This is a genomic window from Capnocytophaga stomatis, assembly GCF_002302635.1.
Lineage (GTDB): Bacteria > Bacteroidota > Bacteroidia > Flavobacteriales > Flavobacteriaceae > Capnocytophaga > Capnocytophaga stomatis.
In genome coordinates this window covers 2,330,658-2,355,319 of sequence record NZ_CP022387.1, presented here as the reverse complement: position 1 = coordinate 2,355,319, position 24,662 = coordinate 2,330,658, and the positions used below count along the sequence as shown (strand labels likewise).

Sequence of the window (24,662 nt, the reverse complement as noted above, 5' to 3'; positions counted from 1 at the left end):
TCCGTTTTTAAGTAACAGAGGCATCATAAAATTATGATGCCTCCGAATATTACCTTACATACAAATATCCTTTTTTAGTATGTTCTTTTCCTGTTGTGTCCTTGTATTCCAATATGTAAAAATACGTACCTGATGGCAAGCGTTTGCCTTTGCCTACCACACCTTTCACGTTGGCATAGCCCCTGAAAACACCGCCTTTGCGTTGGTAATCTTTGGCTTGGAATACTTTCTGACCCAATTCGTTAAAAATTTCGATATGCAAATCCGTATAACGCTCAATGGGTTCTATTTTCAAATAATTCTCAGAAGTATTTTCGGTAGAAACGCCGTTATATACGATAATATCTTCATTGGAAGAGCTGTTTCCCCCACCTTGATTATTGCCTCCTCCATTTGGAGAATTGTTTCCTCCGCTTTGATTATTGCCTCCTTCATTGGGAGGATTGTTTCCTTCACCTGTATTTTTTGGTAAAACAGTTATTCTTTGCACATATTCGGCTTGATTTCCACAGATATCGGTAGCTGTCCACCGATAAATGATGATTTTTTGTCCGTTTTCAATGATTTCTTCACTGCTTTTAACCATTTGAAGCGATTGTGTGCAATTGTCGGTTGCCAGAATGTCGGTTTGAAGGGGAATTTTTCCTTCTTCAACAGAAACATCTTGTGGAAGCATACCCGAAAAAATAGGAGCTTCATTGTCCCCCGCAATGGTAATGGTCTGTTTTTGTGAAATGGTTTGCCCACAAGCCGAAGCCGTATAAGTACGTTCGATGGTTTTACCTGTTTTGCAATTGCCTGTTTCGGTGTCGGTATGGGTTACCGAAATTTCAGTAGTTCCCTCACAACCCGAAATTTGTAGCTTGGTTTCCGCTTGGGGTTTGGCACTTGTGCAAGGTAAATTCACATTAGCAGGGAAGTTGGCAAAACTCAGCTGCGGAGTTGGCGAGGTTGTATCTTCCTGAATATAAATATATTGTATAAAAACTGCCGTATTATTACAGCTGTCCGTAGCCGTCCAAGTACGGATGATGAGCGTGTCGGTTTCTTCTTCTTTATAAGTGGGCGTTATGGACTGCGAACCGCCTCCACAGGTAGAAACCGCCATAACATTGGCTTTTTCAGGCACTTGTCCTTTTTTTACCTCAATGGTAGGCTCGGGCGTGTTTTGAAACGTAATTGCCGAAGCCTGAATTTCAAAACCTCCATTATTAGGGTTGTTATTCGTTATATCGTGGGCAATATGGTCAATTACTTCAATTTTAATAATTCCTAAACCAGAAGTGGTACTCCCAAATTGGGTTTTCCTTCCCAACGAAATATGTGGAATGGTTACCTCTGCCGTTCCGTTGTTAGGGGCAGAAGCCAAAAGCGTATATTTATAGGTTTCACCAAAATCGTCTGACATTAAAATACGTACTTTGCTGTCTCCTCCAAAAATATTAGCATCTACATTCCATTTAAACGTAACCTTTTCACCCGCATTATACTTCTGTTTATATCCGCTGGTCATTTTAAAAGGGGTTCCCGCTACGATATTCACTTTGGTGTATGCTTGGTCGTAATAAACCCCGTGATTTTTATCCGACGTATTGGCATCGTTTACCGCCAACCAAAAATGATACGTACCCGTAGCAGTCGGAGAAGAATTTTCTATTTCGTACAAATCTTTTCGGTAGTAGCTTCTCTCAAAAGAAACTCTACCCGTTTGCGTGGATTTTAAAGCTAAAAACTTTGCCGAACCATCGGTAAAATACGGAAAACCATACCCGCCTACTTGATGAGCGTAGTAGTACAGTTTTTGTTGCTCCGCATCCTGTGCCGGAATATAAAACTGAAAAAACGTGTTTTGTGGCAACGTATATTCTTTTTTAATTTTTGCCGTGTTGATGATTGGAGCCGTATTATTGAGCTTAATCCCGTAAGGAATATTGGTAATGTTTGAATTCCACTCACCCGACACCAACTGCGTACGATTTTTATCGGTATAATACCCTATCTTTGCTAACTTTTCCCGTATAACGGCGATACTTACCAATGAAAAATAATCACGATAAGAACGAGAATTATATCCCATTACCGACATCCCAAAACTGGGTTCGGAATAATACGTCTGGCTTCCTCCATTGGTAAATGTGTGAAGCGTACCGAACAAATGCCCAATCTCGTGAGCAATAACCGCTCCATCAGCCATAGCAAAACACTGGGCTTTACGGAATTTTTCATAAACTCCTGCTGTGCTTCCCAATCCTTGTGTAGTTCCTACCTGCGGGTGAATAACCACCCCAACATCGTAATCATTCTCTGATATTAACTTATTAATTTCAGTAGTTCCGTTATTGTGTATAAAAAGAGCGGTTTGGGCGTAATGAAATGGGTCTGTACTTGCTGTTTTGTAAATAAGTCTTTCATCGTTGACTATCTCAAATCGTACCGATACATCTCTGTGGTATAATTCGTTGAGAAAAGCCTCTGTACTTGCCCAGAATTTTTTCACTTCTTGTACATTACTTTTAAATTTATCCGAAAAATATTTGTTTGTAATGAGTAACGCCAAGCGGTACTCCCGTAAAACACCATCCGAGCGAACGCTGTGAAATTTAAGAATTTCCTTTTCTTTATCTGACAATTGACCTTCTGGACGTGCCATAGGGCGTGCTGTGTGCGAATGTTCTCCGCCACCGCAGCAGGTGCCACATTTTCCGTCCTTTTCGGTTTTTTCTTCTGCGACAATAACTTTTTTGCCTTCCGAAGTAATGTCGTACGACTTGCCCAAGAGTTTCAAATTCCCCGAAACTCCTTGATTATCAGCCGACAAAACGCCTATCATCTCGCCATTTTGATAGCACACAAAGGTTTTTATCCCCTTGATAGAATTGGGGCGTTCCTGCCAAAGCAACGTTTGTTTTGGGCTGTTATCAACTGAAATTTCCCACGAAACCTCGCCTCCTTTCGAAAATAGTTGAACAACCTCCGATGTTTTTACCTGTGCAAATAATTGCTGGAAAAACAAAAAGCATAAAATAGTAATTAAATTATATCTCATTGATTTATAGTTTTTCATTAAACAAAATGTGAATTTGGAGGTGATGTAAAAAGTATGATGTCTTAAAAAAGAGAGCGTCTGTCAGGCTTCGACTACGCTCAGCCTGACAATCAGAACTTTTATCATACTTTTTATAACACGACCGTGAATTTACCTCACATATAAGTATCCCGATTTTTGATGCATTTTTTTATCTTGGTTTTTATATTTCAACACGTAAAAATACGTACCCGACGGCAAGCGTTTGCCCTTACCTACTACGCCTTTCACGTTGGCATACCCCCTGAAAACGCCGCCTTTGCGTTGATAGTCTTTGGCTTGGAATACTTTTTGTCCCAATTCGTTAAAAATTTCGATATACAAGTCCGTATAACGTTCAATAGGGGCAATTTTCAAGTAGTTTTCCGAGCTTACCTCAGCAGAAACTCCGTTGTAAACTATCCATTCCACATTTTCCGACTTCGGCTGATTAATATCAAAAATATTTTTATCATCGTGCAAAGAATTTTGGCTGTCGGAGCGACCTCTTTCGCCGTCCGATGAATTGTTTTGGTTGTCAGAGTTACCTCTTTCGCCGTCCGATGAATTATTTTGGCTATCGGAGTTACCCCTTTCTCCATCCGATGAATTATTTTGGCTATCAGAGCGACCTCTTTCTCCGTCCGATGAATTATTTTGGCTATCGGAGTTACCCCTTTCTCCATCCGATGAATTATTTTGGCTATCGGAGTTACCCCTTTCTCCATCCGATGAATTATTTTGGCTATCGGAGTTACCCCTTTCTCCATCCGATGAATTATTTTGACTGTCAGAATCTTCCTCTTGATTATCGTCTTCAATCTCTTCTTTAAAAGATTCTTCCTGCTTTTCTACATAAATCAACTGTACAAAGGAGGACTCTTTTCCGCATTTGTCCTTTGCTGTCCATTGGCGGGTAACAACCTTGCTATATTGTGAAGTATTTTCATCAATATATTCCTCAAATATAAGCTCTATGGCTTTGTTTCGGCATTGGGTGGTCGCCTTTACCTCGTGTTTTAAAGGTATTTCACTTTCGAAAGGCAACACCACACGGCTTTGTGGCACATCGGTAAAGGTAATTTCCGTAGCGGGGTCTAACTCAAAACCTCCTGCAAATCGTCCCGTATTATCAAGCGGATTAATTACAGATAATGCATACGCAATATGGTCAATGACTTCCACTTTGATAACTCCCGCACGTACTCTCCGTGTGTTGTTCTTATAAGCCACCGAACCAAAAGAAGTATGTGGCATCACCAGTTCACATTCCCCATCATTTTCAGTATTTTCAGCCAATGTATAGTTGAATGTTTTGCCAAAATCATCAGAAAGCACTATGCGTACGCGTGTGCCTGCGAAAACCTTAGGGTCAGCCTCCCATCGAAGCGTAAATTTCTCCCCGCCATTGTATAATATCTTCAAAGGCGAAGTAATGCGAAAAGGCTTAGCATCAACTATTTCTATCTGCGATGTACGTGTATCATAGCGTACCACTTCATCAGGGCGTAAATGAGCCTCCTTTCCCGTACTTACGCCTATCAAAAAGGTAAAACGATTGCCCACAGCGGTATGAAAAGGCGTTTCCAAATAGCCCGAACTGCCATACACCTCTTCAAAAGCGATACGAGAATGTTCGGAAGGTTTGTGCGTATGGAATTTGGCACGCGAAACCCGATTTATAGCCTTGTCGGCAGGGTGTGCCATATACAAAAGTTGGTTTTTATCAGGGTGAGATGCCCCTATGTTAAATGCAAAGAAAGTACTCGGTGGAATTTTATAACTTTCCTTAACGGAAGAGGGATTGAGCCTCGGAGCTCGGGAGGCTGTTTTTATCCCCAGAGGGAAATTGTCGTAGTTGGGAGCTACCGTTTTTTTACCCGCAGTTTTGTTTCGATAAGTGTTGGTATAGTAGGGAATTCCAAGCAGTTCGGTACGCATATCTACCAGACTTACCAGAGAAAAAAAGTTCTGAGGCGTTCCGTATCCCATTACTGATTGTCCCAAGCCTGTTTCGGTTTTGTGCGAATAGCCAGAGGTATTACTCGCCTGCTCGTGTACGTGCGAAGCTCCGAACAAATGCCCTAACTCGTGGGCTATGGCACGCAAATCGGTACTTGCCACCGTTGCCGAAGCCTTATTTTTATTGAAATATCCAAAGGATTTGTATGCCAGTCCGTGGGCAGTCGCCGTAGTTTGCGACAGGAACAGCCCCATATCATAGCTTGTACTGCCAATGAGCTTATTTATCTCATTGGTTGCCACACTGATAATGTAATTTGAACCTACATTGTTAAATACTTCCTTTTCAGGTGTGTCCAATATCAGACGCTCGTCATTGACCAATTCAAAGCGGACTCCCACATCACGCATATAAATTTCGTTAAGCCCCGCCTGTGCCGTCGCCCAAAAGGCTTTCACACGCTGGATATCACTCTGAAACTGTGTCTTGAAGAAATTATAAGCTACTGGCAATGCCAAACGATACACACGCAGTACGTTATCATCGGGAACGGGCTTAACAATGGTTTTGGGCGTCTGTGTACTTTCTTCCGATGCCATAGGACGTGCGGTTAGGCTTGCATTTTCAGAGGATTGACAGCAAAGTCCGCACTCTGGGGCTACGTCTCTATGAAGTGTTAGGAAGCCATCATTTGAAGTTTCAATACGCAATTCGCCTTTTTCGGTAAAAACATTTCCGAAAATATTTCCGTTAGAAATGGAAATGACTGCCCTAAAATCAGTCTGTTCATACCCTACAAAAGTACGGATATTTTCCGTTTGGGTAAAAGGAGTTATACGTTGTTGCCAGAGCAAAGCCTGTTTTTCGTGTCGTGAAATTGGTAATTCCCAGCGGAATGTTTCCTTCCCTTGCAAAAAAAACGTTGCCACATCGCTTGCTCGCAGTGAAGTTTTAAAGGATTCCTGAGCAAAAAGCCATTGACATACAATAAAAAGAGCAATAGTAAGTTTATATTTCATCGGTCTGTCTAATCTGTTCGTTTTACGGGAAAACGTAACATTAATACAATTCGGGGGCAAATTTACACTTTTTTACGCAATCAAGGCACACAATTACATTTATGTTTTAAGATAAACATACGAATTTCACAAAAAATTAATAAAAAAGGGAGCATTTTCATCTCCCTAAATACATATTTTCTTACGTTTTATTCATTATTCGGATTAGGACGATAACCTTGCATTAGTTCGTCATTTTCCATAATAAAAGGTTTGGCTGTGGGTTGTCCTTTTTCAACATCATAACGATTCATCAAATAATCATTAAGCTCGGTTCGATTGTTAAATTTAATGGCTTGGTAAGGCTCTTGAAACGCCAATTTTTCAACAAACAAGAGTTTTCCGTCTTTCATCGGAACCAAAACGCCCACGTGCCCCACGAAGAGGAAAACATCATCGGGTTCGTCGGTAATTGCCGAATGAAAAAAGATACTGATAAGCGAGGCTTTACTTGTATCTCCTTTATAAGGAAAATGAACTTCACGCTCTTTAAACGCCTGTTTGACCTTCTCCAAGTGCTGTGCAACATCTTTGTGATATCCCGTAAGCACACGCGAAAACAAACACAGAAAACGTTCGTTTTCCTCTTGGGAAAACACTTTTTTGGCGTTTGTGTTAAGGGCATCTTTGTCAAGGAACAAATTACTTGAATTTATCCCCTTCGGATTGCCTGTCGAAACCAAATCACGAAACATATCGAAGGACGTAATACGACAATTATAACCTATAAATTCAGGATTTTTTTCGTCCCATTGGGTTTGTATTGAAGCCTCATCATAGCTGATTATCAAATCATCAGAAGTGGCAAAACCTTCCTTTACCAAACCTACTTCACCCACAGTTTGGTTAAACGTATTTACGTTTTCAAAAAACGAACTAACCAACTGCTTGTCAATACCAGCCGCAATGAGTGCCTCTCCGACTTCTTCCTGAGTGGCCTTATCCACCAAGTTGGAATACTCCATACTTTTTAAAAATGGTTGTTCGGTGTTTTCCGTTGAAATATTAACATTTTCCGATGCTTTGGGCTTCGGGTTTTGACATCCTAAAAATCCGATTGCCAATAATGTCATAACAAAATTTCTCTTCTTCATTCCAAATTATTTTTCGGCAAATTTAAAAAAACGATTTGGTTTTTAAAACAAACATACAAAATTTATAAACAATCGTAAAAGAGAAAGTTACAGGAATTTGTTTTTTACTGAATTAACCATATATTGGCCATAAACAAAAAAGCGACACAATTTTTTCAAATGGTGTCGCCAAAAGTTTATTGATTATGAATTACGTCTGCCGTACGTTATAACTACCAGCCTGAATTTTGTTTGAGTTTGTTCTTCATCCGTGCAATTTCTGCGGAAGGAATTGGCCAAACCATTCGATAATCGTCCGCCGATTTTTTAAGCATTTTGTATTGCTCTGGCGGATTATTCCGAATAAAATCAATATCTTGTGCTGGACGGATTGTACGGTCAACCCCTTCCTTCCATCGTTTTAAATCCATTAGGCGATAACCTTCGTAAGCCAATTCACGTACGCGTTCTTTTTTGATTTCTTCCAACAATTCTGCTCCTGTAACAGTTATATTACTTGCCTTACGAGCCGTTCTGAGCAAATTCAGATATTGAGTAGCATTGTCTGCTTGGTTGTTCATATACGCCGCTTCGGCAGCTATCAAGTAGGCTTCTGCTATACGGAAAATTTTTGGTGCGTGCTCTGCTTTTGCCGCTTTTGCCGTACGTAATCTAGGATTCCCTGGATATTTGTACACCAAGTAGAGGTCTTTCAAATCATCCGTATCCCCTTTTCGGATTCGTTTTTGCGTATAATATGCCGATTTTCGGATATCGGTATCTTCATACAAATCCAATACCCATTGATTAGGAAGAAAAGCAGGCGTAAAGGTTTGATAGTCTGTTCCTTGATAAGTATATACGTATTCCCCTGTATATGAATCATTTCGAGCACCATCATCAACTCTCTCTGTGGCAGAAGCATACAGCTGCACAATGGTTTCTTGTTTGGCATCGTCTGCCCATACCCTTCGCAAAGCATTCTCCGAACTTACCAAGGGATAGCTACCTGACTGAATAAGCGAAGTGGCAACATCATAGGCTTGCTTCCATTCCCTTTTGTATAATAACATACGAGCTTTGAGCAACAAAGCTGCATCAGAGGTCATATACTGCGAGCCTTCTTCGTTTTGGCTTCCTTGAAGATACTTTTCCGCTTCGGTTATGTCCTGCAAAATGAAATCATACGTCTCCTCCAAAGAACTCCTACCAGGCAAATCAGTATGTTTTACCAAGAAATTCTTTTGCAAGGGCAACCCCAAATCGGCTTTTGAAGTCGCTGGGTCATACGATTTGCAAAATAGAGTAGCCAACTTGGAGTAATATAACGCTCTGGTTAAATGTAATTCTCCTTTACAGAGAGTAAGTTCTTCTCGCTCCTTTTCCGATTCGAGTTTGATTTGGTTAAAACCTTCGATGCAGTTATTTATATTCGCTATGTTCTGATAGTACTTTCTCCAAATATTTTGAACCACAGGCTCAGAAGCGGTGAATTCTTCCCAAGTGTATATATTGCCCCCAAAAGCTCCCAAACTAATATCTATAAGATCGGTTTGTAGTTCGGGAGAAGTCATATACACCCCGTGGGTGGACCCCCTCAAATTTTCGTACATCCCGTTCATCCAAAAACGTGCATCGTTTATCGTGTTGAACGAATCCTCATTGGCAAACGAATCGTGCGGATACTGGTCTAAATTGAAACATCCCACCAGCAAGAGTGATGATACACCTCCTACTATTATATTTTTAATCTTCATTTTCATTTGGTTTTAGTTTAAAATTTGAATTCTACCCCAAAGGTGTATTGACGCGTATTGGGGTAACCTCCCTGTGAAAGCAATATACCGAATTCAGGGTCGGCTCCTGTATAATTAGTAAATGTCAATAAATTACGCCCTGTCGCAAAGAAACGTAAATGCGTGAAGAAAGGAATAGTTTCCATAACCTCTTTGGGAAGTGAATACCCTACATTTATGTTTTTCAAGCGAATAAACGACGCATCTTCAAGTAAGCGTGAGTCATACTGCACAAATTGCAGTTCCTTACGTGGAAGACTTACATTGTCGCCTGGTTGTTTCCAATAATTTAACGATTCTCTGCTTACATTATACGCAAAAGCGGAACTACTTTCTGTATGGTATCTATCCTGATTGGCCTGATATTTTCCGTAAGAAAAAGCAAATCCCATCTGTAAAGAAAGCCCTTTATAAGAAGCATTAAGTCCGAAACCTCCATTCCAAGGTGCATAGGCTGTTTTACCTGTGTTTTGGTTGAGTGTTACCCGATCAAACTTGGTGGTAATTTGAGTGTCATCAGTGGTGGTTTTCATCTTATCTTCACCAGGCACATACCACTCTGGGTCTCCGTTATCAGGATTTACTCTTTTGAAAATAGGAGCAAAAATCATCAATTGGCTTCCGACTTCGTAACCTGTGCTGTACTCGTCCTCAGGAATTTGTTGATTTCCTACAAAAAGCTCTAAAATCCTCATATCGTTATAGTTAAAATTAACGTAAGGGGATACATACAATTTATTTTTAGTATCTTTAATAACGTCTAAATACAAGGTTACGTCAGCTCCTCTGTTCTGTAATTTTGCCAAATTCGTAGGATACCGACCAAATCCACTAATCATCGGGAGAGGCAACGTATAATACATATCTCTAATAACACGTTGATACAAATCTACCTCCAACTTAACACGATTGAACAAGCCCAAGTTCATACCGATGGTGGTTTTGTCTTGTTTTTCCCAACGCAAATCCGGATTTCCCAAATTACTCAAATGGTAAGAGGCTTGCTCTCTGTATTGTCCGAAGTCCAGTCTTGAATAACTACCATAACTTCCTGCCCCTCCTTTACTTCCGGCAGTTCCTGTACTGATTTTGAAGCGAAGTTCGTCAAGCCACGAAACGTCTTTTAAAAACGCCTCGTTTTTAGCATTCCACATCAACCCTGCCGACCAAAAATTGGCATACCGATTGTTTCTACCAAAAGTAGAAGACCCGTCTCTACGTCCAGAGAAATCTATGAAATAACGCCCGTCATACGAATAATCTACTCTTGAAAAGAATGAATTATAAGTAGATACGTCTCTGCTATCCCCCACTCGGGGTTCTTTTTTTCCCTGTAAGAGTGTTGTCAGTCCATCTGCAACCTGTCCTGATGAAGAAGCCGAAAAACCCTTAGAATCATTACTAACCGACTCTTGCCCTAACAACGCCGTGAAAAAACTCTTATCCCCAATTCGAAATTTGTATTCCAACGTATTGGTCAGTGTCTTGTTAATATGTTCTCCGAAAGTACGCGAAACCTGTCCGATTCCTCCTGATTGATCATACGAAGGTAAAATTTTATTTTCTCCAACAGAAACAGAATATTGCAATCCTGCCTGTGTTTTAAAAATCAAATTATCTATCGGTTTTAAAGTTACGTAGAAATTTGGTACAATATTAGTGTTACCACCATTGCTAAGCAATTTTGACGCCGTATATTGAGGAAGATAAAAACGATTTCCGTATATGGTGGTTACATAATCTACAAGCCGGCCTTCTTCATCATAGGCTTCGTAAATGGGAAGTGCCATCACACCACCGTAGTTGCCTCTGTTTCCGCCATTACTGGTGCTTATACTATGCCCCACTGACAGACTAAGCCCTGCCGACAACCAATCTTTTATACGAGAATCAATATTCGCACGCAAAGAATATCGCTCATAATCAGAACCATATCGATTTCCTCCCTGCTTAAAATTTGAGCCTGAAAAATAATAAGATACCTTTTTACCTCCTCCCATAACAGACACATTATTCTGTGCTGTTAAAGAATTGGGTTTGAAATAAATTTTATCCCAACGTGTATTGCCTTTGTATTGTTGTCGGAATATATCAGCAACATCTTTATTGGGCAAATGCCCCAAATCCAGCATATAATCAACATATTCCGAAGAGGTCAAAAGATTATCGTAGAATTTGTAAGACGATATTTGTGAAAACCCGATTTGCGAACTTACTGACACTTCGGTAGGCTGCTCAAAACCTCCCTTTTTGGTAGTAACGTAAATTACCCCATAAGCCGCACGGGCCCCATAAATGGAGGTTGCCGAAGCATCTTTCAAAACCGTAACACTCTCAAAATCATCAGGATTCAAAGAGGCCACCAAACCATCATCTACGGGCAGTCCGTCCACCACGTAAAGAGGCGTACTTCCCAGCCCATCTTTACCAGAAGCATTTACATCACTGAGCGTTCCCAATCCGTGTAGTAACACAATGGGTGCTGAGCCTGGTTTGCCCGAAGTAGCATTGATAGTAAGCCCCGCTACCTTTCCTTGCAAAGCGTCCAACACGTTCGGCGTGGGCGATTCCGCCAAGTCTTTTCCCGCTACTTTTGCCACCGAACCTATGGTAGTGCCTATCTTTTTAGCACTTCCGTATCCTACTACCACCACATCGTCCAATGCCTCCGCTTCGTATTGCAAAACGATATGCAAAGCGTTGTTTGATTTGGTTATTTTGTGTTCCTGTGTTTGTGTTCCTATAAAGGAAAAAATTAATGTTTGCCCCGCATCCAATCCAATGGTGTAAACTCCATCAAAATCCGTTGCTACACCAATGCGGGTTCCTTTAATTGCAACGGTAGCACCAATCAAAGCAACTCCGTTTTCATCCTTTACGGTTCCGCTTACCATTATCTTCTGGGCAAAACTGCTGTGCAAAGCCCCCAGAAACAACACGAAAATTAAAATTAAACGCAATTTCATCATAATTACTTATATCTAAAAAACAAAGAGGCAAAGTAAATAAAATTTTTCCAAACAGCAAGCATATAAACGTTTTTTTTTCGACATTTATTTTATGGGACAAAAAATATGTGCTATCGGCACGATATTTTAACTAAAAATTATGCGGATATACAAAAAAGTTGTATCTTTGCCACATAACATAATTATACATCACTAAATAATGAAAAAGCTATTTTTAATAATTTCGCTGGTAAGTGCCGTGAGTTTCGCACAAAAATCTAAAAATGGGTGGCAATCAGCAAACCTCAAATGCAAAGTAAAAACTGCTGGACAGGTGGAGTATGTTCCTAATGAAAAAGGTGAATTAATTCAGCAAGGGCAAAACTTTTCAGCCAACTTCAACAAAAAAGGATACATTACCGATATGCAAATGAAACAAGGCGAAGAAGTTACCAAATTGGTCATTGCTTTTGACAAAAACGGCTTTCCCACAAGAACTGAGTCGTATGACGAAAAAGGAAAAATGACTTATCACAGTGTTCAGGAAAATGACTCCAAAGGAAAAACTTTGCTTGAAAAAGGATTTACTGATGACGGACTGGAAGTAATCAAAACGATTTTCATTTATGACAAAAAAGGATTCCTAATTGAAAAACAAATGCATCAGTTCGGTAATTATGCTTTGAAAAGCGTTTATACCAACGATAAAAAAGGAAACCCTCTGGAAGAAAAAAATTACGATGCACAAGATGCCTTAAATTACCGAATTGTAAGCAAATACGACAAAAAAGGAAATCGCACAGAAGCCATTGCGTACGACAAACAAGGTAACGTTATGGAGCATTATACGTATCTGTATGATAAGCACAACAACCAAATTCAGGAAGAAGGTTATAACCCCGATGGTTCGTTGAGTTACAAAAAAACATTCTCTTATCAATATGACAAAAGAGGAAATTGGAGCAAAAAACACGAATATACCGACGGAAAACTTTCAAAAGTAACCGAACAATTTGTTGAATATTATTAATCCTGAAACTATAAAATTGACACCAAGTTGAGAATATCTTTTAACTCTTCTAAAATAAAAGATTTCTCAACTTAATTTTTTATTCCAATTAAAAAAATGGCACGTGTTTTGTTTTGCCGAAAATAGTTTTAAAATAGAAAAATAATGAGAATTTTTTTAACATTTGTACTTATTGCACTCTCCTTCAATGGATTTGCACAAAAAATCTTCAAAACTGATTCCAAATATGTAGTAATTACCTTCGATGGAATTAAAACAGAATTAGAACTTTCAGTTGAAGCAAGCCCTTTAATTTTAGAATTAGAATGTCCTGAAGCCAAAAGTAAAGGAACACTTTCTGATGATAAAAATACAACTGAATTTACTTTAAAAAAAGGACAAAAATTATACTTTGACGTTTATACGACTGACAAAAAAATAGTTCGTATTCAGCTTGTGGGAGTTGAACCGAATGTTCATTTTTCCGATGAATATATCAAAGCTCACAAAGGAAAAAATTTCGTTGAAATTCCTGAAGTTAGCGAACTTGTAAACATCTTGTTGGTTTTACACAAGGACGCAGAGAAAGACCACAATATGTTTGACATACAAACAGCTTATTATCAGAAAGTAAAAAAATATTTTGAGCCTTATCGCAATCATCCTGCTTTGGATATTATTCACAAACATATGCAAGCTCCTGTTTTTAATTCTCAGCAGAATGTGCATATCTTCCCGATACCGGCTTACAAGTATTACTATGCATTGAAAATGAACGCTTGTGCCTATGAATTTGATAATCAGAATCGTATTAAACACAAAGGTACAGTTAGGGAAATAGGAAAAGTTTGGAATGATTTCGACCCGATGAAGGATGTTACTGTTTTTGAGGATTTTGCAAAAAAATCAAATTTCAGAAAATTCTATAACGACAACAAACCATATTATAATGAACTTTTGGCTACTTTTCACAGACTAAGTCCCATAGATAAAATGCAACAATGGTTGGATAAAAAATTCGGTTTCGGATATGACTCCTATATGATTTATTTCTCTCCGCTGAACAAAGGGGCACAAGCAGCCACACAATTTGAAAAGGGAAATTTTAAGCAAACTTTTATGTTTGTCTGTAAATCACCTGAATATAAGGAACATTCCCCTACGCTCAATGAATTATTGTCAAGTTGGATTATTTTTACCGAAATTGACCATAATTATGTAAATCCTGTTTCGGATAAAAATTTAGATTACATCAATCGAGTATTTTCAAACAGAGATAAATGGGCTCAAGGCGACGTAACTAAGGCCTACCCAGACCCTTACGCAGTATTCAATGAATATATGACTTTCGGTTTATTTACGCTTTACGCCATTGATAATTATTCATACGAAGATGTGATGAAATTTTTGCCAATGTACGAACCGATGATGGAAAATGTACGAGGATTCATTCGTTTTAAAGATTTTAACAGAGCACTTTTGGAGCGTTACCAAACAAATCCTGATGCGAGTATGAATTCTTTATTCCAATATATGATGTACTGGTCTTTGCAAATCAATGATAAAGAATAGATTTTTGTAGCTAAAAAATTGGCATTGCTAAAAGATTTTTCACTTGAAACTTTGTTTAGCAATGCCAAAATTTTATACCTTTGTGAGATGAAATATACATAAAATCAAAATATTATGAAACAACTCAACAAAAGTATTCCGTTGCGTCCGCGTTTTGTTGTGGAAAGTGAAAAATCCGCAGAAATTTTGCTTGAACACACAAAAGAACTAAAGACTAAGTTAGCAAATGAATATAAAATTGTCATCTCTGACAGACAAATTTGGATTCACATTCACAGAAATCAAAGAAAATATTTCTCTCCACATTTAAATTTAGAGCTTCAACCTGAAGAAAAGGGCACTCGCATTCGGGCTCTTTTTGGTCCTGACCCCGGCTTATGGACTTTCTTTATGTTTTTACATTTTATCGTTGCAGGAATCTTTATGTTCTTTGCAATAGCGGCATATTCACATCATTTACTGAAAGAAAGCTATATTTTTGACCTTATGATGATGGGATTAATGGTTATTTTATGGTTTTCTCTTTACTTTTTTGCCCGAATTACCCGAACTAAAGGCGTTCCGCAAATGTACGAACTGAAAAACATTCTGGATGAAATAGTTGAATAATTAAACTAATTTATCTTCGGAAGTTCCAACGAACGCTTGATTGCAAATAACCTAAAAACAATTATGAAAGCAATTGCCACAAATGAGGAAATATAATCATCAAAAAAATTAACTTCTCGCAAACCTAAATAAAATAAACTACCTAACACACAAGGAGTTGCATAAATTTCCTTATGAAAAATTATTGGGATTTCATTGCACAATATATCTCGAATTACGCCTCCAAAGCAAGCACTCATCGCAGCTATTGAAATTACAATAATCGGATGTAAATCGTACGAAAAAGAAAGAGCAATTTCGGTTCCTATAATCGAGAAAAACGCTATCCCAATAGTATCAAAAAGCAAAAGAGACTTACGCAAATAATGCATTTTCTTTCGGAAAATAATTGCAAAGAAAGTTCCACCGAAAATCATTCCTACATAAATAGGTGCTTGCATCCAAAAAACAGGAGTTCTTCCCATCATCACATCACGAAGCGTTCCACCGCCAAGCCCTGTCACAAAAGCAATGATAAATACTCCGAACAAATCCAACTTTTTTTCACGTGCTGCCAATGCTCCCGAAATAGCGAAAACGAAAACTCCCGCTAAATCAACAATATAGAATAAATCCATCTCTATCAAAATTGAAAAGCAAAAATAAACTTAAATATGAAATGGGAAAAACAAAACCTTGTTATTTTTGATTTTTCTGCTTTTCACAATTATTTCAAAATCAGTAAAAGGCAAATAATCACAAATCTTGGATTGCAAAATAACAAAACTTTAACATCTTTCATAAATCCTAATAATGTTGCTGTTAGATAATTTATTTTGATTTGGATTCTTTTCAGATTTGTTTTTTGGTAAAATTTCTTCGTATATTCGCCAAGAAAATAAAGAGGTATAATATGGGAATTTTTGATAAACGTGAAAACTACAAACCTTTTGAATATCCGGAAGTTATGGAGTTTGTAGAGGCGATGCACAAATCGTTCTGGGTGCATTCGGAAGTTGAATTTACAGCTGATATTCAAGATTTTAAGTCGGATTTATCTATCGTAGAAAAGGAAGCCGTTAAGCGTGCTTTGCTCGGTATTGCTCAAGTGGAAGTATCTGTGAAAACTTTCTGGGGCGACCTTTATGACCTTTTCCCAAAACCTGAATTTAATGGTTTGGGTGCAACCTTCGCCGAGTGTGAATTTCGTCATAGTGAAGCCTATTCACGTCTTTTAGAGGTACTTGGCTACAACAACGAGTTTGAAAATTTGCTTGAAGTGCCTATTTTCAAGGAAAGAAATAGCATTTTGAAAGAATATTTGGCAAAAAACAAAGAAAATGCGATGGAACGCATTCTGTTTTTCACGCTAATCATTGAAAATGCTTCTCTTTTCAGTCAATTTGCTACCATTTTATCATTTACGCGTTTTAAAGGATATATGAAAAATGTGGCAAATATTATCGCTTGGACGTCAGTTGATGAACAATTACACGCCAATGCAGGTATCTATATCCTGAAAAAAATCTTTGAAGAAAATCCGGAAATGAAAGAAAGAGCAAAAGCAGAAGCCATTGAATTCATTCAAAATTACATCACTCTGGAAGACAAAATGTTAGACTGGATTTTTGAAGAAGGAGAAATTGACTTTTTCACTAAAAAAGACTTGGCAAACTATATGCGTTACCGCCTTGACGATTCACTAACGCAATTGGGATTGGGCAAACCTTTTGGCATTACAAGTGCCGAAGCCAAACCAATGTTATGGTTTGAAGAAGAGGTGTTTAGCAATGAGTTAGATGATTTCTTCGCGAAAAGACCAACTGCCTATACAAAACACGATAAAAGCATCAGCGAACACGATTTATTCTAATAGAAAAATCAATTATCTTATGAAGTTTTACCAAAAAGAAATTCTCATTGGTTTTCTTGTTGGGCTTATAGCCAACGGATTAGGAATTCTGATATATGTTCTTATTTTCTCAAAATATGGAATTGAAGCCACCTTACAAGACGCTTACCAAAAAGGCTACTTGGGTTCTTTGATAGGTCTGGGAGGTTTGCTCGATTTGCTTTCTTTCTTCCTTTTTCTTCGTTTGGGACGTGATGAAAGGGCAAAAGGCGTTTTGATGGCTTCGTTTGTGTTAGCATTGGTTATTTTAGGACTGCAATTCACATAAAATCATTCTTTTGAAAAAACAGAGCTACTGAAATTTATTAGTAGCTCTGTTTTTTTACTGTTTTTCTTTTTGCCCAAAAATAATATCAATCAGTACACCGATGATAATCAGAATTACTCCTATTATTAGTGTTGTGGTGAGCTCTTCTGCAAACAGCCCAACGCTGATTCCTACTGCAATAACAGGCTCAATAGCTCCCATAATTGCCGTTGGCGTAGAACCTATATAACGAATAGCATAAATCAAAGTTGTAACAGAAAGTACTGTGGTAATCAATGAAAAAATTGTAAGATGCAAAAACATTGTCCCTTCCGGAACAGGAATTTTAGATTCCAAAATCAGTGATTTTCCTAAGAAATAAGCACTTGAGAAAAGCATCGAATAAAAGGCAATTTTGATTCCTGAAGCCGAAAGATGCGTCTGATTAACCACAACCATATAAACTCCGTAAACAAACGCTCCCATAAAAGCTACAAAAAGCCCAAAATAATCAATTGAAAAAGAGGAAATATCTTTCACACTCAAGATAAATATTCCTATCAGAACTATCAATAAAGAAAGAATTGTAGGCAATGAAATCTTCCCTTTAAAAAAAGTTCCCAAAATAACCGCAACAACCACAGGATACATAAAAAAGATGGTAGAAGCTATTCCCGGACTCAAATAATCATAAGCTGCAAATAAAAACTCGGACGAAAGAGCGTACAAAAGTCCTAAAAAAGCGAATGTGTATATTTCTCTCAAAGTTAGCTTTAAACTTTCTTTGGTGTACAACAAATACCCTAAAATAAAGACACTTGCTATCAAAAAACGATAAAGCAAAGCCCCATCTAATGAAAAATCACTTTTCTTTATCGGTATCATAAACAGCGGAATCATTCCGTAAGTAGCCGCCGATATAAATGCAAGTATGTATCCTTTTAATTTTAACTTCATAAATTACAAAAAAGGCTACCTTCCGAGTAGCCTTAAGATTGATATTTTAAAAACGATTCCTATTAAACAAAACTATCTTCTTCCCGATTGGTAATCAGTCGGAAACCTTCTCCGTGTATGTTAAGGATTTCAACTTTTTCGTCCTTTTTAAGATATTTTCTTAGTTTGGCTATATAAACGTCCATACTTCTGGAAGTGAAGTAATTATCATCTTTCCATATTTTAGAAAGTGCTAACTCCCTCGGCATCAAATCATTTTCGTGCAATGCCAACAAACGAAGCAATTCATTTTCTTTAGGAGATAATTTCACCGGCTCTTCGTCTTTGTATTTCAAGAATCTCAATTTTGAATTTAAGAAAAATTCGCCGATTTCAAACTCAAATTTTTTGCTATCAGCCACTGTTTCAATAGATTTTCTTTGCAACATTGATCTGATTTTCATCAAAAGGATTTCAGAGTCAAACGGCTTATTCAAATAATCATCAGCTCCTACTTTGTATCCTTTCAATACATCTTCACGCATTGTTCGTGCTGTTAAAAAGATAATTGGTATTTTTTCATTTTTTTCACGAATTTCTTTTGCTAATGTAAATCCATCTTTGTAAGGCATCATAACATCCAGTATGCAAAGGTCAAAAGGTTCTTTTCTGAATCTGTCAAAACCTTCCATTCCGTTTTTGGCAAGAGCTACATCAAAGCCGCTCATTACCAAATAATCTCTCAAGACGGTTCCAAAATTGGGGTCGTCTTCAACCAAAAGGATTTTTTTGCTAGTTGTTGTTGTTTTCATATCATACGAATTTTCACCTACACTCATCATTTTATTTATTTTTTAAAGTTACGCTCTATTTTTCAAGAAGCCAGTAGTAAAGTTAGTAAATATTTATAGTTATTATTTGCATTTTTAAATAACAGAAAGCTGAATAAAGAATGTACTTCCTTTTCCTTTTTCGCTTTCTACATAAATTGTTCCGTTGTGGTCTTCCACGATGCTTTTCACATAAGCAAGCCCCAATCCGTGTCCCTTAACATTATGTAAATCACCCGTATGCTCACGATAGAACTTATGAAAAACCTGCCTCACGGCTTGTTTGCTCATCCCCTGCCCTCTGTCTTTTATACGAATAAGAATTTTATTATTCTTAATATTTTCGGTATAAATATCAATCTCAGGAGCTTCCGGCGAATATTTTATTGCATTTTCGATTATATTTATCAAAACATTCGTAAAATGCGATTCATTTGCTGATATATCTGCATTTTCTGCCATCAAATGCGTGCGAATCACTCCTTTTCTGTCATTCAACATCATTTGTACGTGTCCGATAGCCATTTCTATCAATATATGAACGTCCAGAGGTTCTTTTTCAATATTTAGTTCCCCTTTTTCAAGTCGAGAGATTTGCAAAATATTCTCAACTTGTGAGTGCATTCGCTTATTTTCATCTTTTAACATATTAACATACGTTAAAATTTTCTCAGGATTATTTATCGTCACAGGATTTCTGATAGCATCAAGCACCAAACTCGTGGTTGCAATTGGCGTTTTGAACTCGTGCGTGATGTTATTGATAAAATCCGTTTTAATTTGAGATATCCGCCTGTGAGTTACCATTTGGTTCATCGTAATTGTGAAAACCCCAATAATGATAATCATAAAAATAACTGATAATGAAGCTATTCCGATTACCGATGAAAAAACAAATCGCTCTCGCTGAGGAAAAATCAATGCCAATTCGTACATCAAATCTCCAGAACTGTTTGCAAACAAAGGAGCTCTGTATCCTTTCATTTCGTTCGAGTCAAAGTACTTTGAACGGATATTGGTCAGTATATTCCGATTGTAAATTGCAAACTCAAAATCAATATCCAACCCCCTGCTTTTCATTTCTCTTTTTACAAGATATTCAATCTGCTCGGGAGAAACTCTGTCAATAATAGGCAATTTTTCAATAATATTTTTGAAAGATTCCTGAATCATTAATCGCTCTATTTCAGGCAAACGGCTGAATTTTTCATACGTTTCAATACTCGGAGCAACTTGATTATCAATCTCTTTTCCGAAAGTAATTCTCTGCTCGGATTGCCTGCTGATGTAGTTTTTAATTGATAGTGAATCTGCTATTCCCAAACTGGTTGGCAAGCTATAATCTTCCTCTAAAATACCGTGTTTGTAAATGAACGTTTCTTTTGTATTTTTATTCTCTTGGACATACATAAATTCCCGAAGAGAAGACTCCTTCAGCACCAATGTAGTATCCCTTTCTTTTAAATCGATAATTTGAGCAACATATTTACTTATCTCACTCTCTTCCAATCCATTAGTTACGGAGTTTAACACCTGCTGAACGGAATGCATAAAAGCCTCTTCCCTATCATCAATGGCGGACTTAATCCAATACCCCTGAATGATGATTATTCCCAGCAAAGAAATACTCATCAAAATAATGGCTATTGTGCTCAATTTACCTTTCATCGTACAAAACTAATACAAAAATTTTCTTAATTTTATTTTTTAACTAAATTTTAACTTAAATAAAAGTCAAATTATTGTTTTCTCAATTTTTTTAATTAATTTAGAATGTATTTCTCGTACTTTTAACGAAGAGCTTTCAATATTAATATTATTTATAACTTCATCCGACAAATTCATCTTTTTCTCGTCATTCCATTGATTTTTTATTCTTTCTCGTACAGAATTTTCCGTAACTCCGTCTCTTTCAACCACTCTACGAATCCGTTCTTGCTCGTCAGCCGTAACCGTTATAATATAGTCACAATCGTGATAAGCTCCACTTTCAAACAAAATCGCACTTTCTTTAATCACATAAGGAGAATTTTGATTCGTCTTCCAGTCAGAAAAATGTTTTGCCACTTCAGGATGAACTATCTCATTGATTATTCGCAATTTATCTCTATCTCTAAAAACAATTTCTGCAATGTATTTTCGGTTATATTTACCATCAACATAGGCTAATTCTCCAAAAGAAGACTTTATTTTACGTTTGATATTTTCGTCGGTTTCTATTAATTTTTGAGCTTCCGTATCCGATATGTAAACGGAAATCCCCAATTCCTCAAACATTTTGGCAATTGTGGTTTTTCCACTGCCAATTCCCCCCGTCAAGCCTACCACCATCATATTTTCCGAATTAAAAAATCAACCTTATTTTCATTCAAAAAAGACAATTTCACACGTTTTAACTTTGTCCGAATAGTTAAAGGCAAATGCGTGTTATTCTGAACATCGTTATAATCTGCTATCACTGCAATTTCATCTGAAGTTATCCTTTTTAATATATTCAAATCACCTGAGCATAAAATAGTTACCTCCGAAGGAAAAATTTTAATCTGATTTCCTTCAGGTACGTTAAGTACTTGTACCGGCACTTTAACAAGCTGTTCACTCATTTTATCAACAATTGCTTTAACAGTTATTTTATTCCTCTCATACTTCACACAATCCGTGTTCTTCAAATTATAAGACTTTTCAAATGAGGATTTTACATTTTTTTGAGGAGAAAAAGATATGGAAATGGTTTTCAAAGTATCTACAACAGATTTAATTCCCGAAACCAGTACCGAATCAGGTTGCACAATCATTTCCGTAAGTTGATATTCCTTCTGAAAATCAGCATTTAAATTCACTTCCACAGGAATTTTTTTTGTATATTTTTTCTCTAAATCTATGTAAATGGTATCTGAATATGTATTTTGTATTTTTAATTCAGATAAGTGAGAAGAATTTAGCTTATTTGCAATATTTGTAGAAAGTTTATATTTTTTTCCTTCGATATGTTCCAAATCGTTAAAATCTACATTTAACGACTGAACACCGGAATAGTACTTGAACAACGCATACCCTTTCCCCTCCGCAAGAACTTTAATTTGATGCGTTTGTGAAGATTTCAAGAACATATTTTCAGGGACATTCGTAATTGAAATATCAATGGAAAATTCTCTTTGCAAATTTTTTGACAACCGAATGAGTGTCCACAAAAACATAGATAAAAATATACAAATCAACACCTTAAATGTTCTTCTATCTATCAAAAGTACTCGTATTTTACTTTTTGTTGAACGTATCACAAGTCAAAACCTTTTAATTCCCCCCAAATCTACCACTTATTTTATAAAATAAAAAATTTTTGTTAATATTTTTTATATCGCAAAAAATATTTCTATAAATTTCCTGAAAATATTTATGAAGTAATATTCTCAAAAAACAAAAAATCTCCTCTTTTACAAAAGGAGATTTTTCACATATCTTATTTATTTTTACTCAGTTATGCCTTCCAAATCCAACATAAAAGCGAACTCTTTGGCGGTTTCTTTCAAGGCTTCGAAACGCCCGGAAGCTCCACCGTGACCGGCATCCATATTGGTATCCAAGAATAACAAATTATTATTGGTTTTCATTTGACGTAATTTAGCCACCCATTTAGCTGGTTCCCAATATTGTACTTGCGAATCGTGTAATCCGGTAGAAACGTACATATTCGGATAATTTTGTGCTTTTACTTGGTCATAAGGCGAGTAAGAAAGCATATAATCGTAATATTCTTTCTCGTTGGGGTTACCCCACTCATCGTACTCGCCTGTGGTAAGCGGAATACTGTCATCAAGCATCGTAGTTACCACATCTACAAACGGAACCGCAGCAATCACGCCTTTGTACAATTCAGGTGCCATATTTACCACTGCTCCCATCAAAAGTCCTCCCGCTGAACCTCCTTCGGCATACAAATGCTCGTTAGAAGTATATTTTTCAGCTATTAAATGCTTAGAACAGTCAATAAAATCGGTAAAAGTATTCTTTTTTTGTAGCATTTTTCCGTTTTCGTACCATTTTCTGCCTAAATATTGCCCTCCGCGAATGTGAGCAATCACATAAATGAATCCGCGGTCAAGCAAACTTAATCGAGAAGAAGAAAAATACGGACTTACCGTATGCCCATACGAACCATAAGCGTACAGTAACAACGGATTTTTACCATCTTTTTTCATTCCTTTGCGGTAAACCATTGACATCGGGATTTTTGTTCCGTCAGCTGCCGTTGCCCAAATTCGCTCTTCTACATAATTATTTTTATCGAATTTTCCGCCCAAAACTTGTTGCTCTTTCAATACTGTTTTTTCTTTGGTAACCATATTGAAATCAATTACCGAAGCAGGCGTTGCCATCGATTGGTATCCGTAACGAAGTACATCTGTATCAAAATCAACATTTTGCGTAGTGTAAGCCGTGTAAGTTTCACTTTCAAAAGGCAAGTAATACGATTCGCCTCCGTTCCAAGGACGAATTTCAATTCTGTTCAATCCGTTGAAGGTTTCTTCCACAACTAAGAAATTTTTGAAAATCTCGATTCCTTCCAAAAATACGTCCTCGCGATGCGGAATAAGTTCTTTCCAATTTTCGGCAGAAGTCGCATTTTCAGATGTTTTCATCAGTTTGAAGTTCGTTGCATTGTCTTTGTTGGTAACGATGTAGAAAGCATCACCATAGTGCGAAATATCATACTCCAAGCCACGTACACGTTTTTGGAATACTTGGAAATTACCTTTCGGATTGTCCGCTTTTAAGATTTGATATTCCGAAGTAAGCGTACTTCCCGAACCAATAACGATGTATTTTCTTGATTTCTCGCGATATACTCCTGTTATAAATGTATCATCTTTTTCGTGAAAAATAAGAGCGTCTTTTTTAGTATCTGTACCCAATTCGTGACGATAAACTTTGTCCGAGCGAAGGGTTTGAGAATCTTTTTTCGTATAGAATAACGTTTTGTTATCGCTTGCCCAAGCCGCTGAACCTGTGGTATTTTCGATTTTTTCAGGAAGAATTTCACCGGTTTCTAAGTTCTTGATTTGCAACATATACTGACGGCGAGAAACCGTATCCACCCCGAAAGATGCATACTTATTGTCATCGCTTACCGAAATTCCGCTTAGTTGGAAATAAGCGTATCCTTTTGCCATTTCGTTACAATCGAACATAATTTCTTCGGGAGCGTTCAAAGTTCCTTTTTTACGAGCATAAATCGGATAGTCTTTTCCGATTTCGTAACGGGTAATGTACCAATATCCGTTGCGGAAATACGGCACAGACGAGTCGTCTTCTTTAATTCGGGATTTCATTTCCTCGAAAAGCGAATTTTGAAAATCCTTAGTGTGAGCCGTCATTTTTTGGTAATACTCATTTTCGGCATTGAGATAATCGATTACTTCTTGGTTTTCACGTTGATTCAACCAGAAATAATCATCGGTGCGTACATTGCCGAATTTTTCCAACTTGTGCGGAACTTTTTTCGCCGTAGGAGGCTGAATATCCGGATATTGTGTTTTTTTCATTTGCTGTTCGGTATTATTTTTACAAGAAGTTGCAAAAATAACAGAAACCGCAGCAATTGCGAAGTTTTTTAATGTTATTTTTTTATGCATAATTATAAAATTTTAGTTTGACGTTCCAAAGGT

General features: G+C 37.2%; 17 protein-coding genes. 5 read left to right on the top strand and 12 right to left on the bottom strand.

Translation table 11 applies throughout. The features are described from left to right. Positions 1 to 49 precede the first annotated feature (49 nt). From CGC58_RS10450 to CGC58_RS10430, 5 genes are all read right to left on the bottom strand, one after another. A complete protein-coding gene (locus CGC58_RS10450) occupies positions 50 to 3,046 on the bottom strand; it encodes a reprolysin-like metallopeptidase (protein ID WP_198540727.1) in 2,997 nt (998 codons plus the stop codon). A 150-nt stretch (positions 3,047 to 3,196) separates the two neighbouring features. After that, positions 3,197 to 6,046: a reprolysin-like metallopeptidase gene (locus CGC58_RS10445; protein ID WP_095896649.1), complete on the bottom strand. Its 2,850-nt coding sequence runs from the start codon at positions 6,044 to 6,046 to the stop codon at positions 3,197 to 3,199. Between the two features lie 188 nt (positions 6,047 to 6,234). Beyond that, complete coding sequence (locus CGC58_RS10440) at positions 6,235 to 7,179, bottom strand: DUF4300 family protein (protein WP_095896648.1); 945 nt, start codon at positions 7,177 to 7,179, stop codon at positions 6,235 to 6,237. Positions 7,180 to 7,391: 212 nt separating this feature from the next. After that, entirely contained in the window at positions 7,392 to 8,915 is a 1,524-nt protein-coding gene (locus CGC58_RS10435) for a RagB/SusD family nutrient uptake outer membrane protein (protein ID WP_198540726.1), read from the bottom strand. A 17-nt stretch (positions 8,916 to 8,932) separates the two neighbouring features. Continuing rightward, complete coding sequence (locus CGC58_RS10430; protein ID WP_095896646.1) at positions 8,933 to 11,923, bottom strand: SusC/RagA family TonB-linked outer membrane protein; 2,991 nt, start codon at positions 11,921 to 11,923, stop codon at positions 8,933 to 8,935. Positions 11,924 to 12,122: 199 nt separating this feature from the next. On the opposite strand from CGC58_RS10430, the gene CGC58_RS10425 reads away from it, so the two are divergent. From CGC58_RS10425 to CGC58_RS10415, 3 genes are all read left to right on the top strand, one after another. Then, complete coding sequence (locus CGC58_RS10425) at positions 12,123 to 12,932, top strand: hypothetical protein (RefSeq protein WP_095896645.1); 810 nt, start codon at positions 12,123 to 12,125, stop codon at positions 12,930 to 12,932. A 144-nt stretch (positions 12,933 to 13,076) separates the two neighbouring features. Beyond that, positions 13,077 to 14,483 carry a DUF4932 domain-containing protein gene (locus CGC58_RS10420; protein WP_095896644.1) on the top strand — a complete coding sequence of 469 codons (1,407 nt, stop codon included), beginning with the start codon at positions 13,077 to 13,079 and terminating at the stop codon, positions 14,481 to 14,483. Positions 14,484 to 14,597: 114 nt separating this feature from the next. After that, a complete protein-coding gene (locus CGC58_RS10415; protein ID WP_095896643.1) occupies positions 14,598 to 15,092 on the top strand; it encodes a hypothetical protein in 495 nt (164 codons plus the stop codon). Between the two features lie 5 nt (positions 15,093 to 15,097). Here CGC58_RS10415 and CGC58_RS10410 read toward each other — a convergent pair whose 3' ends face one another. After that, a complete protein-coding gene (locus CGC58_RS10410) occupies positions 15,098 to 15,709 on the bottom strand; it encodes a trimeric intracellular cation channel family protein (protein ID WP_095896642.1) in 612 nt (203 codons plus the stop codon). Between the two features lie 275 nt (positions 15,710 to 15,984). Here CGC58_RS10410 and CGC58_RS10405 point away from each other — a divergent pair, with 275 nt between their 5' ends. Next, entirely contained in the window at positions 15,985 to 16,944 is a 960-nt protein-coding gene (locus CGC58_RS10405) for a ribonucleotide-diphosphate reductase subunit beta (protein ID WP_095896641.1), read from the top strand. A 19-nt stretch (positions 16,945 to 16,963) separates the two neighbouring features. Next, on the top strand, positions 16,964 to 17,251 hold the full coding sequence (locus tag CGC58_RS10400; protein ID WP_095896640.1) for a hypothetical protein: 288 nt from the start codon (positions 16,964 to 16,966) through the stop codon (positions 17,249 to 17,251). A gap of 54 nt (positions 17,252 to 17,305) precedes the next feature. Here CGC58_RS10400 and CGC58_RS10395 read toward each other — a convergent pair whose 3' ends face one another. The 6 genes from CGC58_RS10395 to CGC58_RS10365 form a co-directional block, all read right to left on the bottom strand. Further along, positions 17,306 to 18,187: a DMT family transporter gene (locus tag CGC58_RS10395; protein ID WP_095896639.1), complete on the bottom strand. Its 882-nt coding sequence runs from the start codon at positions 18,185 to 18,187 to the stop codon at positions 17,306 to 17,308. A 62-nt stretch (positions 18,188 to 18,249) separates the two neighbouring features. Next, positions 18,250 to 19,008, bottom strand: coding sequence for a response regulator transcription factor (locus tag CGC58_RS10390; protein WP_198540725.1), 759 nt, complete (start codon positions 19,006 to 19,008; stop codon positions 18,250 to 18,252). Positions 19,009 to 19,092: 84 nt separating this feature from the next. After that, positions 19,093 to 20,664, bottom strand: coding sequence for a sensor histidine kinase (locus CGC58_RS10385; protein WP_095896638.1), 1,572 nt, complete (start codon positions 20,662 to 20,664; stop codon positions 19,093 to 19,095). 66 nt (positions 20,665 to 20,730) lie between these two features. Beyond that, the gene (gene coaE, locus CGC58_RS10380) at positions 20,731 to 21,330 is read right to left on the bottom strand and encodes a dephospho-CoA kinase (RefSeq protein WP_095896637.1); all 600 of its coding nucleotides are present in this window, start codon (positions 21,328 to 21,330) and stop codon (positions 20,731 to 20,733) included. Then, entirely contained in the window at positions 21,327 to 22,157 is an 831-nt protein-coding gene (locus CGC58_RS10375; protein WP_157909253.1) for a CdaR family protein, read from the bottom strand. The genes coaE and CGC58_RS10375 overlap by 4 nt, the downstream gene beginning before the upstream one ends. 309 nt (positions 22,158 to 22,466) lie before the next feature. Continuing rightward, complete coding sequence (locus CGC58_RS10365; protein WP_095896634.1) at positions 22,467 to 24,629, bottom strand: S9 family peptidase; 2,163 nt, start codon at positions 24,627 to 24,629, stop codon at positions 22,467 to 22,469. Positions 24,630 to 24,662: the final 33 nt, after the last annotated feature.